The organism is Vicinamibacterales bacterium (genome assembly GCA_035699745.1).
In the GTDB taxonomy this organism is placed as follows: Bacteria; Acidobacteriota; Vicinamibacteria; order Vicinamibacterales; family 2-12-FULL-66-21; genus JAICSD01.
The window spans coordinates 46,934-62,068 of the sequence record DASSPH010000097.1; the positions used below are offsets into that span (position 1 = coordinate 46,934).

Here is a 15,135-nt window from a genome sequence, read left to right on the forward strand (position 1 = left end):
CGTCACTTCGGCTCCATCGACCAGTTCGGATACTTGTTGTTGCCTTCGCGCGTGATCTGCCGCAGATCGTTGCCGTCGCGCGCGATCGTGTAGACCTGCACCTTGCCGTTCCGGGTGGACGTGAAGGCGATGTGGCGCCCGTTGGGCGCGAACGCCGGACTCTCGTTGCTGCCGATCCCGTCGGTGATCCGCCGCGACTCGCCGGTCTGGAAGCTGTACACCTTGATATCGTACCCGGGGCCGCTGCGCGCCGCGTAGGCGATCTCGTTGAACGGCTCCGACGACCAGGTCGGCCGGTAGGACTCCTCGTTGATCAGGACGCGCTGGCCGGTGCCGTCGACGTTCATGATGTAGATCCGCCCGGTACCGGTGCGATCCGACACCCACGCCAGCTGGTTGCCGCTCGGCGACCACGTCGGCGAGACGTCGATCGCCGGATGGGTGGTCATCCGGCGCAGGCCGCTGCCGTCCCGGTTCATCACGTAGATCTCCGGATTGCCGTCGCGATTGCTGGTGAAGGCGATCTTCGTGCCGTCCGGCGACCAGATCGGCAGGTAGTTCTGTTTCTGCGGGTCGCCGTTGGCCGGCGTCGTGCGGGCGCCGGTCTCGATGTACGACAGCACGATGTCCTGGAACGTGCCGGCGCCGCCGGAGGGGCGGTAGCTGGTGTAGGCGATCACCTGGCTGTCGGGCGACCACGTCGGCGTGATGTTCAGCGTCCGCGTGTTGGTCACCTTGCGCGGATTCGCGCCGTCGTAGTCGGCGAGATAGATCTCCTGGACGTCGCGATTGACCGGCCCCTTCAGGCGCTCGGCGTCGCGATCGGACGAGAACGTCAGCCGGGTGCGCGCCACGCCGCGCCCCTGCAGCTGCTGCTTGTACATCTCGTCCCAGATCGTGTGCGCGAACCGCCGCGGGTTTCCGGCGGACCCGGTGTATTCCTTCCCGAACGCGGACTGTCCGCTCGCCACCTGGATCACCCGCACCTGGACGACGATCCCGTTGCCGGCGCGGCGCACCGTGCCGGCGACGATGCCGTCGGCGTTGAGCTCCTTGTAGCGATCGAGCGGCACATCGTTCACGGACGTGTGCCTGGGGATGGTCGCGATCGCGTCCTTCGCAATCATGTAGTACTCGCGCTCGTAGGCGATGTCGTCCCAGAGGACGTCGGTGATGGTCCTGGCCGCCGCGACGGTCTCCGCGTCGTTGGAGAGGGGAACGAATCCGGCGACCGCGAGCTTCGGCGGACCGCCGCCGGAGCCGCTGATCTTCAGCTCGAAGATCTCCTGCTGCGGGCGCGGCGGAGGGGTCGACGGCGCGGGTTGCTGCCCGCCGGCCTGAAGGGAACTGAACGCGCCCAGAGCGACAAGTGCGAGGAGTGTTGGTTTCATCGTCACCGCTGATACTCGAAGACTAGATAGACGGTCATCTGCTGGGGTGGGAACCCCGCCGGCAGCGGCGGCACACTGCGCGTCAGAATCAGCGCCCGCTGCGATGCGAGGTTCAGCAACTGGTTGCTGCCTTCCTTTATCGAGACGTCGGTAATCGTCCCGTCGCGCTGAATCGTGAACTTCACCGTGCTCTGGCCGACCTGCCCCTGGCGCGGCTGCCAGTTGCGCTTGATGAGTGTCTGGACCTGCACGAGATATTCCGGGCAGCAGAAATCGGCGTAGTCGGTGTACATGCCGCCGGTGCCGCCCCCGCCCGTCGCCAGCCCCGGCGTCTGCGTCTGCGCCGTGCTGTTCGTTTCGATGCGCGCGGTCCCCTTGTTCACTTCGGCCCCCTGCGAAGGGGTGCGTCCCTGCAGCTGGGGGAGCGGCTTGGCGGGATCCGGCTTGGCGTTCGCTTTCGGCGGCGCCGGCGCCTTCTTCACCGGCTCGATCATCTCCGGCTTGGTCGCCATCGGCGGCGTGTCGGCCGGCTTCTTGCCCTCGGGGACGACGGTCTCCACCTTGCGCGCGTCCATGGGGTTGCGCCCCTGCTGCGGCCCTTCAGCCCCGGCCAGCGAGATCGTCATGACCCGCACCCGATCGTCCTGTCCGGTGGAGAAGCGCGGCATGATCGTCAACGCGGCAATGATCGCGACGTGGGCCGCGAGCGACACCGCGACCATCCGCGCCAGCGAGTCGGCGTCGCGCGATCGAACGTCGAGGACTTCGGAAACCGCGTCCATGTTCAATCGGTGTTCACTTCGCGCCCACCGGTACGGTGATGAGGCCGACCTTCTCGATCCCGCCTTCCTTGAGCCGGTCGACGACGAAGACGAGATCCCGATAGGCGACCGAGCCGTCGGCGCGCACGAAGAGCGACTTCTCGTCGCGTCCGAGCAGCGACTGCTTCGCGCGCTCCGCCAGGATGTCGACGCGAATCGTTTCGTTGCCGATCTGCACCCGCCGCTCCGCCGCGAAGTTCGCCGGCACGGTGATGTAGATCGGCTCCGCCGTCACCGGCGTGGCCCGCCGCGCCTGCGGGAGGTTCACCTGCATCCCCTGCGTCATCATCGGCGCCGCGACCATGAAGATGATCAACAGCACGAGCATGACGTCGACCAGCGGGATGACGTTGATCTCGGCGAGCGACGTCGACACCCGATTGCCGCGCCCGCGCCGCGCGTTCACCCCGTGGCCGTTCTGATGGACCTTAGGCATCCTGCGTTCCTGTCATTCGAATCGAAGGGTCGAAGGAGGCGAAGAGGCGAAGGAGCGTTCGGCTCGGCGTCGAAGGGGCGAAGAGCGAAAGAGCGTTGCCGTGCAGTCGAAGGGGCGAAGAGCGAAGGAGCGTTCGCCTCCGCAGTCGAAGGGGCGAAGAGCGAAGGAGCATGCCGTTCACCTTCGACCCTTCGACCTTCGACCTTCGCCCCTTCGATTCACGAATCACACTCTCCTTCGCCACCTTCGCAATCCTTCGACTCCTTCGAGTAAAACGACAGCTCACGTGAAGTTGCGCTCGCTGATGTTCAGGAACTCGAGCGCGAAGTCATCCATCTGCGCCGCGAACTCCTTCACCCGGTTCGAGAACGCGTTGTAGAAGTACACCGCCGGCACCGCCGCGAACAGGCCCGCCGCGGTCGCGATCAGCGCGTCGGCGATGCCGGGCGCGACCACCGCGAGACTCGTCGATCCCTCCGCGCCGATCCGCGAGAACGCCACCATGATCCCGACCACGGTGCCGAACAGCCCGATGAACGGCGTGATGCTCGCCGTCGTCGCCAGAAACGGCACGCGCTTCTCGAGCTTGCTCACTTCGACGCTCGTCGCGCGCAGCAGTGCCCTGTCGACCGCGTCGAGGCTGCGTAGAGTTGGACGCGCGGCGCCCGCGGCTGGCTTGGGCTCGCCGTCGGGCTGCGACGAGGCGCGGACGCCCGGCTGCCGCAGCTGCGTGTTCAGCTCCGCGTAACCCGCCTGAAAGATGCCGACCAGCGGACTCGACGGCACGCTCGCGGCGATCGACTGCACCTCGGAGAACTTGGTGCTCTTGCGGAAGACCTGCAGGAACGTGTGCGTGTCGCGCGCCGCGCGGCGATACTGCCAGGTCTTGGACAGAATGACGCCCCAGGAAACGGCGGAGAAGAGGAGCAGTATCAGAAGGACGCTCTTCGCAAGCCAAGTGGCTTCCGCGATGAGGGTGATGAAGTCCACTCCGCCGGTCCCAGGGTCCGGCGCCGCCGCCGCCTGAAGGGCGACGGCAACAAAGCCAAGCGTGTGCAAACGGAGACCTCCGGTCCTGCCGCCCAACCGCCACGATTGGCCGGTGACCCTTGATGCGCCGCTGGGACAGCGCAGTTGCAGCAGCGTAACACGCACCTCAGGCGCTGTCAAAGCTCTGATAGAATTGAAGTTCTGCATGATCCGGTTCCTCAGCATCCGTCACCTCGCGGTCATCGACGGCCTCGAGCTCGAGTTCGGCCCCGGACTGACGGTCCTGACGGGCGAAACCGGTGCGGGCAAGTCGATCCTGGTCGGCGCCGTCGGGCTGCTCGTGGGCGGCCGCGCGAGCGCGGATCTGGTGCGCACCGGCGAGGAGACCGCCACCGTGCAGGCGGTATTCGAGAAGCCCGACGGCGGCGAGCTCATCGTCCGCCGCGAGATATCCGCCCAGGGACGCAGCCGCGCGTTCGTCGACGGGGCGCTCGTCACCAGCGCGGCGCTGCGCGATGCCGCGGGCGCGCTCGTCGATCTTCACGGCCAGCACGAGCACCAGGTGCTGCTCGATCCCGCCGCGCATCTCGATCTGCTCGACGAGTTCTCCGGCCTGACGTCCGAGCGCGGCGCGGTCGCCGAGGCGTTCCGCGCGTGGCAGACGGTCCGCGACGAACGGGCGCGGCTTGCCGCCGGCGAGCAGCAGAAGGCGTCGCGCGCCGAGTTCCTGTCGTTCCAGCTCGCGGAGATCGACAAGGCGTCCCCGAAGCCGGGTGAAGACGAAGAGCTCGCGGCGACGCGTCAGGTGCTGTCGAACGCCGACCGGCTGCAGCGCCTGTGCGCCGAGGCGTACACGTCGCTCTACGAAGGTGACGACGCGGCGCTGCCGGCGCTGGCGGCGACGTGGAAGCGTGTGGGGGAGCTGGCGGCGCTCGATCCCAGGTTCGTGCCGTACCTCGACGCGAAAGACGCGGTGAAGTCGCAGCTCGAGGACCTGGCGTTCTTCCTGCGCTCGTACGCGGAGGACATCGACGCGTCTCCGGCGCGCCTGCAGGAGATCGAGGATCGCCTCGCGCTGCTGGAGCGTCTGAAGAGGAAGCACGGCCCGTCCCTCGCGGACGCGATCGCCAAGGCGGCGGCGCTGCGGCGCGAACTGCACGACATCGAGCACGCGACCGAGCGCGCCGCCGAGCTCGACGCCGCGCTCGACCGGGCCCGGACGGAATACACGCGCGTCGCCGGAGCGCTGTCGGCGCGCCGCCGGGCCGCCGCGACGCAGTTCGCGCGCGCGATCGAAAAGGCGCTGGCAGACCTCGCCATGGCCAGGACCCGGTGCGAGGTGCGCTTCGCCGCTCCCGGCGGGGAAGCGCAGTGGACCGAGCGCGGCCTCGACGAAGCGGAGTTCTACATCTCGCCCAATCCCGGCGAGGAGCTGCGGCCGCTGGCGCGGATCGCCTCGGGCGGCGAGCTCTCGCGCATCATGCTGGCGTTGAAGACGCTGGCCTCGACCGATGCCCCCGGCAAGACCCTGATCTTCGACGAGGTCGACGCCGGCATCGGCGGCGCCGTCGCGGACGTCGTCGGCGCCAGGCTGCGCCTGCTCGGGGATCGGTGCCAGGTGCTGTGCATCACGCACCTGCCGCAGATCGCCGCGTACGGAGCCGCGCATTTCCGCATCGAGAAGGCGGTGAAGGGCGGCCGCACGTCCACCAGCGTCAGCCGGGTCGAAGGGGTGGCGCGGGAAACCGAAATCGCGCGCATGATGGGAGGAGCGGACGTAAGCGCCGCGGTGCTCGCCGGCGCGCGCGAAATCATCGAAGCGAAAGCGAATATCGGGCGAAAGGCGAAAGCGAAACCGTGAAGTACCTCGTCGAGACGTACGGCTGCCAGATGAACCAGCACGACTCCGAGCGCATGGCCGGACTGCTGGAGCAGGCCGGCTACGAGCGCACCGGCGACGACCGGGACGCGGACGTCATCGTGATCAATACCTGCAGCGTGCGGGAGAAGGCGGAAGAGAAGCTGTACACCCGCCTGGGCGAGATCCGCATGATGGGCGAGGAAGCGGGCTCGCGCCCCGTCGTCGCGGTCGCGGGCTGCGTCGCGCAGCAGGAAGGCGAGAAGCTGCTCGCGAAGTCCAACGGCCACGTCATCGACGTGCTGATTGGAACGCAGAGTCTGAAGATGCTGCCGCTGCTCGTGTCCGAGGTGCGAGGGTCGAGGGTCGAGGGTCGGCGGGATCTCGTGGACGTCGGACGGCGGACGTCGGTCGCCGCTGCGCGCGTCGATCTGAATCCGTACGACGACGTGTCGTTCCCGCTCGGGGTCGCGCGGCGGCAGGACGGGCATCGGGCCTACGTCACCATCATCGAGGGCTGCAACGAGTTCTGCGCGTTCTGCGTAGTGCCGTACACGCGCGGCAAGGAGCGCATGCGGCCGGCGCGCGACATCGTCGCCGACGTCCGGCACGCTGCCGACACCGGCGCCCGGGAGGTCCAGCTCCTCGGGCAGATCGTCAATCACTACCAGGCGCCGGACGAGGCGTGCGACTTTGCCGACCTGCTGGCGCGCGTCAGCGACGTGCCGGGCATCGAGCGGATCCGCTTTGCGAGCCCGCATCCACGCCACGTCACGCCGCGCATGATCGCGGCGCTGCGCGATCTGCCGAAGGTGTGCCGGCATCTCCACCTGCCGGTGCAGAGCGGCTCCACGCGCGTCCTGCAGGCGATGCGCCGGCGCCACACACGCGAGGAGTATCTCGGACTGCTGGCGAGGCTGCGCGAGGCCATGCCGGATCTGGCGCTATCGACCGATATGATCGTCGGCTTCCCGGGCGAGAGCGACGAGGATTTCGAGCAGACGCTCTCGCTCACGGCGGCGGCGCGCTATCACAGCATGTTCTCGTTCAAGTACTCACCGCGTCCCAACACCCTCGCGATCAAGCGCCTGCGCGACGACGTGAGCGACGCGGAGAAGACGCGGCGGATCGTCGCGCTGCAGTCGCTGCAGAAGACCATTCAGGGGGAGCTGTTCGCCGCGGCGATCGGCCGCGTCGAGCGGGTGCTCGTGGACGCCACGAGCCGCCGCCGGGACTGGGAGCTCTCCGGCCGCACGTCCGGCAACACCGTGGTGAATTTCCCGGGCGACCCGTCGTGGGCAGGCCGGCTCGTCGAGGTTCGCATCACCGGGGCCAATCCCAACAGCCTCCGGGGCGAGGCCATCCATGCTGATTGAAATGACGATCAAGGGGCTGATGGTGGATCCGATCACCAACATGCCCATCATCATCCTGCGCGACAAGGACGGGCATCGCGTGCTGCCCATCTGGGTCGGCGTGTTCGAGGCCAACGCGATCGCGCTGCAGATCGAGAACGTCACCACGCCGCGGCCGATGACGCACGACCTGCTGAAGAACGTCATCGCCGACCTGCGCGGGCGCATCGAGAAGATCGTGGTCTCGGACCTGAAGGAGAACACGTTCTTCGCGCTGATTTATCTCAACGTCAACGGGGAAGTGGTGGCGGTCGACGCGCGGCCGAGCGACGCCATCGCGCTGGCGCTCCGGGCGCAGGCGCCGATCTTCGTCGACGAGAAGGTCATCGATCACGCCAAGACGGTGGACATCGCGCCGGAAAAAGGGGAGACCGAGCGGCTCCAGAAGTGGCTCGAGAACCTGGATCCGGACGATTTGGGCAAATACAAGATGTAGCGGTCGGCGGCGAGACGCATTCCATTCTTGGTGGTTCAGGGCGCGGGTGTTAAGATGCCGACACTGCGCCCCTGATCACCTGATGATCGTTGCTATCGCGAATCAGAAGGGCGGCGTCGGCAAAACGACGACCGCCATCAACCTGGCCGCGGCTCTCTCGCTGCGCGGCACACCCACCCTCCTCGTCGATCTCGACCCGCAGGCCAACAGCACGATGTCGTATCTCGACGTGACCACGGTCACGCGAAGCGTGTACGACGCGATTGCCGAGCGGGACGTCACGTTCGACGACGTCATCCTGCCGTCGACGTCGCAGCCGAACCTGTGGGTGGCGCCGTCGCGCATCGCCCTGGCGAAGCTCGAGTCGAAGCTGGTGGGGGAGATCGACGCGCACTTCCGGCTGAAGGACAAGCTCGCGCCGATCGTCGAGCGGTATCCGAACATCGTCATCGACTGTCCGCCGACGCTGGGGCTGCTGACGGTGAACGCGCTGGTGGCGTCGACGCACCTGCTGATTCCGATCCAGTCGTCGTACTTCGCGCTCGAGGGGACGGACGATCTGCTGGAGACGATCGAGAAGGTCCGGGCGCGCGCCAATCCGTCGCTGAACATCCTGGGCGTGGTCATCACGATGCACGACAAGCGCACGGCGCTGGCGCGCGACATCCGCGCGCAGATCGACAAGGTGTTCGGCTCGAAGGTGTTCAACACCGTGATCACCAAGAGCGTGCGGCTGGAGGAGAGTCCGGCCTACAAGGAATCCATTTTCACCTTCGCGCCCGATTCGACCGGCGCGGCGGAGTATTACCGATTGTGCGAGGAAGTGATGGATCGCGCATGACGTCGAAGGAGATTGCCCGTGGCTAAGCGAGGCCTTCCCTCCAGTGTCCGGATGCGCCACGACGAGCATTACGTCGAGGCGCTGGCGAGTTCCGCCGGTGCGCCGATCGGGCGGCTCGTCAGAATCGACGAAATCGACCCGAACCCGAACCAGCCGCGGCAGGTCATGGGGGACCTGTCGGAGCTGATGGCGTCGATCGCGGAGAAAGGGATCATCGAGCCGATCATCGTCCGCCAGCGAGGCGGGCGGTTCCAGATCGTCGCCGGCGAGCGGCGCTACCAGGCGGCCATCCAGGTCGGTCTGCGCGATGTGCCGATCGTCATCCGCGAAGTGGATGACGACGAGATCATCGAGGTGGCGCTGATCGAGAACATCCAGCGCAAGGACCTGACGCCGTTCGAAGAGTCGGAGGCGCTGCAGTCGCTGGCCACGCGGTGCGGCTACACGCACGAAGACATGGCGCGCCGGCTGGGGAAGTCGCGGACGTCGATTACCGAGTCGCTGTCGCTGAACAACATGCCGGACGAGGTCAAAAACCTCTGTCGGCTGGCCGACATTTCCTCCAAGTCCTTGCTTTTAGAGATAGTTAGGCAAGGCGACCCGCAGAAAATGGTCGCCCTGATCGAGAAAATCTCCGCCGGCGGCGGCGCGACGCGCGAGGCGGTCCGGAAAGAAAAAGAGGCGGCCAGGCCGAAAGCCGGCCGCCCGAAGCATTACACCTTCAGCTATAAGGCGCCGACCAAGGCGTTCAATCTGCAGCTGCGCTTCACCAAGTCCCGCGTCGACAAGGACGAAGTGATCGAGGCGCTCCAGGCGATCATTCGAGAGCTGAGAAGTCAGTAGCCCAGTTACCAGTTACCAGTTACCGGTTACCGGTTACGAGTTACGGCTTACGGGCTGCCGGCTACCGGCTCCCAGCTACCGGCTCCCAGCTACCGGCTACCGGCTACCGCCAACCGAAAAGCCGAGAGCTGAAAGCTGGGAGCTGGGAGCTGGCAGCTGAAAGCGGTCTTGGTTAACATAACATACATTATCAGAACCACCGGAAATGCCCCGCAAAACCGGGCTGTGGATAATCCGCGCGGCCGAATTCCGGTGAACGCCCCAGCGCCGCGCCGCCGTTTCCGTTTCCGGCTCCCCGGCCGAACCGGGTTATTCTGACCACACGGTGTTCAAAACCCTCGACCGGTACGTCATCCGCGAGATCCTGCCGCCGTTCTTCCTGTCGCTGCTCATCTTCACCTTCATCCTCGAGATCCCGCCGACGATGGACTATCTCGAGGCGCTGGTCGCCAAGGGGGTGACCTGGAGCGTGGCCGCGCGGATCGTCCTGACGCTGGTCCCCCAGGCGCTCGGCTTGACCATCCCGATGGCGCTCCTGGTCGGCCTGCTGATCGGGCTCGGCCGGATGTCCGGCGACCGCGAGGCGGTGGCGCTGCTGGCCTGCGGCGTCAGTCCGTACCGCCTGCTCCGGCCGGTGTTCCTGTTCGCCGCCGTCATCGGCGCGGCGCACCTGTACGTGATGATTCGCGCCATTCCCGACGCCAATCAGACCTACCGGCAGATCGTCTACGACGTGGTGTCGCAGCAGGTCGAGAACGACGTCCGGCCGCAGGTGTTCTTCACCAATTTTCCCAACTGGGTCCTGTACGCGCGCGACATCCCGAAAGCCGGCGGCGGCTGGAAAGACGTGATGGTTGCCGAGACCGGGCGCCCCGACGGCATGACGGTGCTGTACCTGGCGGCGCGCGGCCGGCTGGTCCTCGATCGGCAGAAACAGACCGTCACCCTGGTGCTCGAGGACGGCACCCGCTACTCGCGCCGCGGCGACCGCGCGCAGTCGATGGAGACCTACCGCTTCCCGACCGACCTGATGGTCCAGCTCGATCCGAAGACGGTGTTCTCGGACTCCGGCAAGCTGCTGCGCGGCCTGAACGAGCTGACGATCACCGCGCTCCAGGAGCAGGCGCGCGACAAGCTGTCGAAGAACACCACCGCCCACCAGGAGATGATGGCGATCCAGCAGAAGTTCTCGTTCCCGGCGGCGTGCGTCGTGTTCGGGATCATCGGCGTCGCCCTCGGCCTCACGGTCGCCCGCGACGGCAAGCTCGCCGGCTTCGTCGTCGGCATCGCGGTGATCTTCGTGTACTACATCCTGCTGTACCTGGCGGAGTCGGTCACCAAGGGGTATTACGCGGGCCCCGACGCCGCGTCGCGGACGCTGCTGGTCGGTCAGCTCGCGCGCTGGGTGCCGAACCTGATTCTGCTGCCCTTCGGCATCCTCGCGCTCATCTGGCGCGCGCGCTGGGCGGAGGGGCGGATTCCCTTCCGTTCGATCGTCAAGCTGACGAACGCCGTCAAAGGCTCGATCGCGCGGCGCCGCGCCGCGGCATCGAGCGCGTCAGCCCCGTCGCCGGCGGCGGCGCCGGGCGCACCGGCCATGGCCAGACGCCGCGGCGTCGTGGTGGTGATCCGCGTGCCGCGGATCGCCTGGCTGATGCCGACCATCCTCGATCGATACGTCGCCGGGATCTACGTCCGCGCCGTCGCGCTGTCATTCGCCGCGCTGCTCGGCCTCTTCTACATCGGCACGTTCATCGACAAGACCGACAAGCTGTTCAAGGGGCAGGCGACGCCCGGGATGGTCGTGCAGCTCCTCGGCTACATGACGCCGCAGTTCGTCTACTTCGTCATTCCGCTGGCGGCGCTGCTCGGCGTCCTGGTGACCTTCGGGCTCCTGAGCCGCTCGAGCGAACTGGCGGTGATGAAGGCCTGCGGCATCAGCCTGTATCGCATCGCTGCCCCGCTCCTCGTCCTCTCGCTGGCCTGGAGCGCCGTGCTCTACGGGCTGGAACAGCGCGTCATGGCGCAGGCCAACGAGAAGGCGGAAGCGCTCGACTCGCGGATCAGGGGACGGCAGCCGCGCACGTCGAATCCCCTCCTGCGCCAATGGGTCGTCGGGCGCGACGGCGCCATCTACCACTACACCTACTTCGACCCGCAGCGGCGCTCGCTGCAGAACCTCGAAGTCTACCGTCCCGCCAGGGATGCCTGGCGGCTCGACAGCCAGCTCTTCGCCCGCAGCGCCACCTTCAAAGGGGACACCTGGCTGGCAACCACCGGCTGGCAGCAGGACTTCACCGGCCAGACCGCGTGGACGGCATTCGCCGAGCGTCCCCTTCCCCTGGAACCGCCGGATTACTTCGAGACGCTGCAGCCGATTGCCGAGATGATGACCGTCCCGCAGTTGAAGCGCTACATCGACGAGCTCTCCGCCAGCGGCTTCAACGTCGTCCCGCTCACGATCGACCTGCAGAAGAAGCTCGCCTTTCCCTTCGTGACGGTGGTGATGACGCTGCTGGCGATCCCGTTCGGGATGACGGCGGGCAAGCGCGGCACGCTCTACGGCATCGGCATCGGCATCGTCCTGGCGCTCGTCTACTGGATCCTGGGCGGCGCCTTCGCGGCCGTCGGCAAAGCCGGCATTCTCGGCCCGATCATGGCCGGCTGGGCGCCAAACATCCTCGCCGCCGGCAGCGCGGCGTACCTGCTCCTCACCGCTCGGACGTAGGCGGCTGCGGCCGCGGGCGGCTGTCCGCTGTCCGCCCTCCGCTCACCCGCTTACCGCTCACCGCTTGCCGCGTGCCCCTTGCCGCTCTTAGCTAGCACACTAGTGAACTAGTTGACTAGTCTGCTATGCTACCCGCAATGTTCATCGAGCTTCGGACGGACGATCCGCGGCCGGTTTACCGGCAGATCGCGGACGAGGTCCGGCGGGCGGTGGCGGTGGGGATCCTGAAACCGGGCGAGGGCCTCCCTGCAGCGAGGGAACTGGCGAAGCAGCTGAAGCTGAACGCCAACACCGTCCAGCACGCCTACCGCACGCTGGCGCAGGAGGGGATCGTCGAAACGCGGCGCGGGCTCGGCGCGTTCATCGCTGCTGCCCCGCGTCGCGACACCCGGCAGAACCCGTCGGTGATCGCCCGCCGGATCGCCGAGCAGGCGCTCCGCGAGGCCTTCCGCCACGGCCTGCTGGCCAGCGACCTGCGGAAGGCGCTCGACGACATCTCCCCGAAAAGCAGCTGACGGCCGCCTACTTGAGCGCGCTCGCCAGCACGCGCAGCACACCCGTCCGGCCGGGTTGGGCGTTGGTGAGATCCACCACGAGGAGGAGCGACGTCGCCTCCCCTGCGGATCCGGGCGGCGTGCCGATCGGCGCCAGCGACGACACCGGCACCTGGATCGACGTCCCGGCCGGGTCGACGTAGAGCGAGCGGCCCCACCGGCCGCCCGCCGGCGAGCGCAATTGGACGGAGACGCGCATCGGGCGATCCCCGGCCAGCGACAGATTGATTCCCGTCACCGGCGGCTTGACGTCCGTCGCCAGCGCGACGAACTGATCGTTGCGCGCTCCATCGGCGAGCTTGAATTCCAGCGTCGCGTCCGTGGCCCCGGTCCGCAGCGTCGCGCTCGACGCCGGGTCCTTCTCGATCCGCCAGGGAAACGGCGGGATGTTCGCCGCCAGAGGTGCCTCGCTCGCCGCGGGCGGCCGCACTGCCCCGCCGCCCCCGCCGAAGTAGATCGGGTTCGAAACGATCCACGGCACCGGGGGGTCGCCCGGAACGCCGGCGATGGCGATCTCGGCGTGATACGCGCCCGACCCGCCGGTGACCACATGCCGCAGTTCGCCGCCGTCGATCGACGTCACCGTGCGGCCGTTGCGGACGAGCGAAATCCGGCTCCCCGGTGGAACCGGCGCGCGGACGACGAGCGTCGCGTCCGCGTCGCCTGGAAGCTGCGCGCCCATGGCTGCAGTCTGGAATCCGGCTTCGACGCTGAAGTGCAGCAGCGCGGGGGCTGCCTGACTGTCGATCGCCGAGAACACGCTGCCGGCGCGGATCGCGGTGTAGATCGCGCGCGCATCGGCTGCCGCGTCACCCGAGAGCGGGCGCGGCAGGATGACGCGGTTGCTCAGCGCGCGGAAGCTCGCCTCGTAGCCGGGGATGCCGACCAGGCCTGCCAGGCTGCGTCCGGGATCCTCCTGGCGGCGCCCGACGCCGCCGTGGGCGTCCGCGGCGGCGAGCCCGATCGTGCGTCCGGCGGCAAGCAGGGCCGGCCAGCGCGCGCTCAGCGCCGAGGGACGATCGAGGATGCTCGCCAGGGCCGGCCCCTGGCGGAGCAGATACCCGGCCGCGGCGCGAACGAGCTGACCGCGCGTTTCATCGCGCCACTCGCTATCCAGGTTCAGCCACTCGATTCCGTCCGGATGGACGCTGCTGCTCCACCGCAGCGCCGGCTTCGGCGAATCGGGATGCGCCGCGATGCCGAACCCGCCAAGCCGCCGCACGTCCTCGGCGACCGCCTCGCCGGCGCCGCCGAGCGGATACGGCGCGCGCGGCATGTCGATCGCCACGTAATGCCCGTCCGCGGTGCTGATTTCCACCGCGTCGAGGACGAGGACGCCGTCGATGTAGGCCGGCGGATCCGGCGGCCGCGTGGCGTCGCCGTGGTCGGTCAGGATGATGAACTGCAGCCCGGCGCGCGCCGCCGCGGCGGCGATCTGCCCGCGATCGCCGTGGCCGTCGGATCGTGTGGTGTGGATGTGAAAGGCGCCCGGCACGGTACGCCGCGCCAGGTCGTCCCACCCGGACGCATCCACGCGGCGCGCGGCCGGCGGCATCGCCCACCACAAAAAAAGGACGCCGACTGCCAGGGCAATCAGCGTCCATCTCAGGAGCCGGCGAGTGTTGCGCACCGCGCCGCCGCCAGCCGGGAGCGTTACCGCCCGCCGTCGGCCCGCAGGGCCGCGGCCTTGTCCGTCTTCTCCCAGGTGAACTCCGGCTCGGTGCGGCCGAAGTGGCCGAACGCGGCGGTCTTCTTGTAGATCGGCCGGCGCAGATCGAGCGACTCGATGATGCCGCGCGGGGTGAGCTTGAAGTGCGCGCGCACCAGCTCGCTGATCCTGTCGTCGGAGATCGTGCCGGTGCCGTAGGTGTCGATCAGCACCGACACCGGTTCGGCCACGCCGATCGCATACGCCAGCTGCACCATGCAGCGTTCGGCGAGCCCCGCGGCGACGACGTTCTTGGCGACGTACCGCGCCATGTAGCACGCCGAGCGATCGACCTTCGTCGGATCCTTGCCCGAGAACGCGCCGCCGCCGTGCGGCGCGGCGCCGCCGTAGGTGTCGACGATGATCTTGCGCCCGGTGACGCCGGCGTCGCCGTGCGGCCCGCCGACCACGAACCGGCCGGTCGGATTGATGAGCACGCGCGTCTTCGCGTCCATCATCTCCTTGGGGATCACCTTGCTGACGATCTTCTCGGTGATGTCCTCGCGCAGCGTCTCGTTGGTGACCGTCGGGCTGTGCTGCGTCGACACCACGATGGTGTCGACGCGCACGGGACGGCCGTGGTCGTACTCGATCGACACCTGTGACTTGCCGTCGGGCCGCAGGTAATCCATCGAATGATCGCGCCGCCGCTCGGACAGCCCGCGGACCAGCTTGTGCGCGAGCATGATCGGCATCGGCATCAGTTCGGGCGTCTCGGTGCAGGCATAGCCGAACATGAGTCCCTGGTCGCCGGCGCCGCCCGGATCGACGCCCTGGGCGATGTCGGGGGACTGGCCGTGAATCGACGAGAGCACGGCGCACGTCTCGGAGTCGAAGCCGAACTTGCCGCGGGTGTAGCCGACGTCCCTGATGGTGTCGCGGACGATGCTCGGGAAATCCACGTAACAGCTCGTGGTGATCTCGCCGGCGACGATGGCGAGGCCGGTGGTGACGAGCGTCTCGCAGGCGACGCGCCCCACCGGGTCCTGCGCGAGAATGGCGTCGAGAATGGAGTCGGAAATCTGGTCGGCGATCTTGTCGGGATGTCCTTCGGTCACCGATTCCGAGGTAAACAGGTAGCGGCCGTTACGGCTCATGTGCGAATCGAGCTCCT

13 protein-coding genes are annotated in these 15,135 nt (G+C 67.8%); 7 read left to right on the forward strand and 6 right to left on the reverse strand.

Annotated elements, in window-relative coordinates:
* Positions 1-2: 2 nt before the first annotated feature.
* The 4 genes from VFK57_22315 to VFK57_22330 all read right to left on the reverse strand — a co-directional run bounded on the left by VFK57_22315 (position 3) and on the right by VFK57_22330 (position 3,707).
* Positions 3-1,391: a hypothetical protein gene (locus VFK57_22315; protein ID HET7698466.1), complete on the reverse strand. Its 1,389-nt coding sequence runs from the start codon at positions 1,389-1,391 to the stop codon at positions 3-5.
* Between the two features lie 2 nt (positions 1,392-1,393).
* Positions 1,394-2,173, reverse strand: a complete 780-nt coding sequence (locus tag VFK57_22320; GenBank protein HET7698467.1) for a TonB family protein — start codon at positions 2,171-2,173, stop codon at positions 1,394-1,396.
* 13 nt (positions 2,174-2,186) lie between these two features.
* Entirely contained in the window at positions 2,187-2,648 is a 462-nt protein-coding gene (locus VFK57_22325; GenBank protein HET7698468.1) for an ExbD/TolR family protein, read from the reverse strand.
* 282 nt (positions 2,649-2,930) lie between these two features.
* Positions 2,931-3,707 (reverse strand): MotA/TolQ/ExbB proton channel family protein, encoded by a 777-nt coding sequence (locus VFK57_22330; protein HET7698469.1) that lies wholly within the window; start codon positions 3,705-3,707, stop codon positions 2,931-2,933.
* Positions 3,708-3,843: 136 nt separating this feature from the next.
* Between VFK57_22330 and recN the strand changes: the two genes are divergently transcribed.
* The 7 genes from recN to VFK57_22365 all read left to right on the forward strand — a co-directional run bounded on the left by recN (position 3,844) and on the right by VFK57_22365 (position 12,274).
* Positions 3,844-5,499 (forward strand): DNA repair protein RecN, encoded by a 1,656-nt coding sequence (gene recN / locus VFK57_22335; protein HET7698470.1) that lies wholly within the window; start codon positions 3,844-3,846, stop codon positions 5,497-5,499.
* The gene (miaB, locus tag VFK57_22340) at positions 5,496-6,872 is read left to right on the forward strand and encodes a tRNA (N6-isopentenyl adenosine(37)-C2)-methylthiotransferase MiaB (protein HET7698471.1); all 1,377 of its coding nucleotides are present in this window, start codon (positions 5,496-5,498) and stop codon (positions 6,870-6,872) included. Before recN ends, miaB begins: the two co-directional genes overlap by 4 nt.
* Entirely contained in the window at positions 6,862-7,347 is a 486-nt protein-coding gene (locus VFK57_22345) for a bifunctional nuclease family protein (GenBank protein HET7698472.1), read from the forward strand. The genes miaB and VFK57_22345 overlap by 11 nt, the downstream gene beginning before the upstream one ends.
* Before the next feature lie 82 nt (positions 7,348-7,429).
* Entirely contained in the window at positions 7,430-8,188 is a 759-nt protein-coding gene (locus VFK57_22350; GenBank protein HET7698473.1) for a ParA family protein, read from the forward strand.
* 18 nt (positions 8,189-8,206) lie between these two features.
* Positions 8,207-9,031, forward strand: a complete 825-nt coding sequence (locus tag VFK57_22355) for a ParB/RepB/Spo0J family partition protein (protein ID HET7698474.1) — start codon at positions 8,207-8,209, stop codon at positions 9,029-9,031.
* Between the two features lie 325 nt (positions 9,032-9,356).
* Complete coding sequence (locus VFK57_22360) at positions 9,357-11,759, forward strand: LptF/LptG family permease (protein ID HET7698475.1); 2,403 nt, start codon at positions 9,357-9,359, stop codon at positions 11,757-11,759.
* A 137-nt stretch (positions 11,760-11,896) separates the two neighbouring features.
* The gene (locus tag VFK57_22365; protein HET7698476.1) at positions 11,897-12,274 is read left to right on the forward strand and encodes a GntR family transcriptional regulator; all 378 of its coding nucleotides are present in this window, start codon (positions 11,897-11,899) and stop codon (positions 12,272-12,274) included.
* Between the two features lie 7 nt (positions 12,275-12,281).
* On the opposite strand, the gene VFK57_22370 is transcribed toward VFK57_22365, so the two are convergent.
* The gene (locus tag VFK57_22370) at positions 12,282-13,868 is read right to left on the reverse strand and encodes a hypothetical protein (protein ID HET7698477.1); all 1,587 of its coding nucleotides are present in this window, start codon (positions 13,866-13,868) and stop codon (positions 12,282-12,284) included.
* Positions 13,869-13,966: 98 nt separating this feature from the next.
* On the reverse strand, positions 13,967-15,118 hold the full coding sequence (gene metK / locus VFK57_22375; GenBank protein ID HET7698478.1) for a methionine adenosyltransferase: 1,152 nt from the start codon (positions 15,116-15,118) through the stop codon (positions 13,967-13,969).
* Positions 15,119-15,135: the final 17 nt, after the last annotated feature.

Bases quoted from the DNA above. Each gene is read 5' to 3' on its own strand.
- VFK57_22370 (HET7698477.1), bottom strand. From the start codon at position 13,868: ATGCCGCCGGCCGCGCGCCGCGTGGATGCGTCCGGGTGGGACGACCTG.
- VFK57_22315 (HET7698466.1), bottom strand. From the start codon at position 1,391: ATGAAACCAACACTCCTCGCACTTGTCGCTCTGGGCGCGTTCAGTTCC.
- VFK57_22345 (HET7698472.1), top strand. From the start codon at position 6,862: ATGCTGATTGAAATGACGATCAAGGGGCTGATGGTGGATCCGATCACC.
- VFK57_22350 (HET7698473.1), top strand. From the start codon at position 7,430: ATGATCGTTGCTATCGCGAATCAGAAGGGCGGCGTCGGCAAAACGACG.
- VFK57_22325 (HET7698468.1), bottom strand. From the start codon at position 2,648: ATGCCTAAGGTCCATCAGAACGGCCACGGGGTGAACGCGCGGCGCGGG.
- metK (HET7698478.1), bottom strand. From the start codon at position 15,118: ATGAGCCGTAACGGCCGCTACCTGTTTACCTCGGAATCGGTGACCGAA.
- VFK57_22365 (HET7698476.1), top strand. From the start codon at position 11,897: ATGTTCATCGAGCTTCGGACGGACGATCCGCGGCCGGTTTACCGGCAG.
- VFK57_22320 (HET7698467.1), bottom strand. From the start codon at position 2,173: ATGGACGCGGTTTCCGAAGTCCTCGACGTTCGATCGCGCGACGCCGAC.
- recN (HET7698470.1), top strand. From the start codon at position 3,844: ATGATCCGGTTCCTCAGCATCCGTCACCTCGCGGTCATCGACGGCCTC.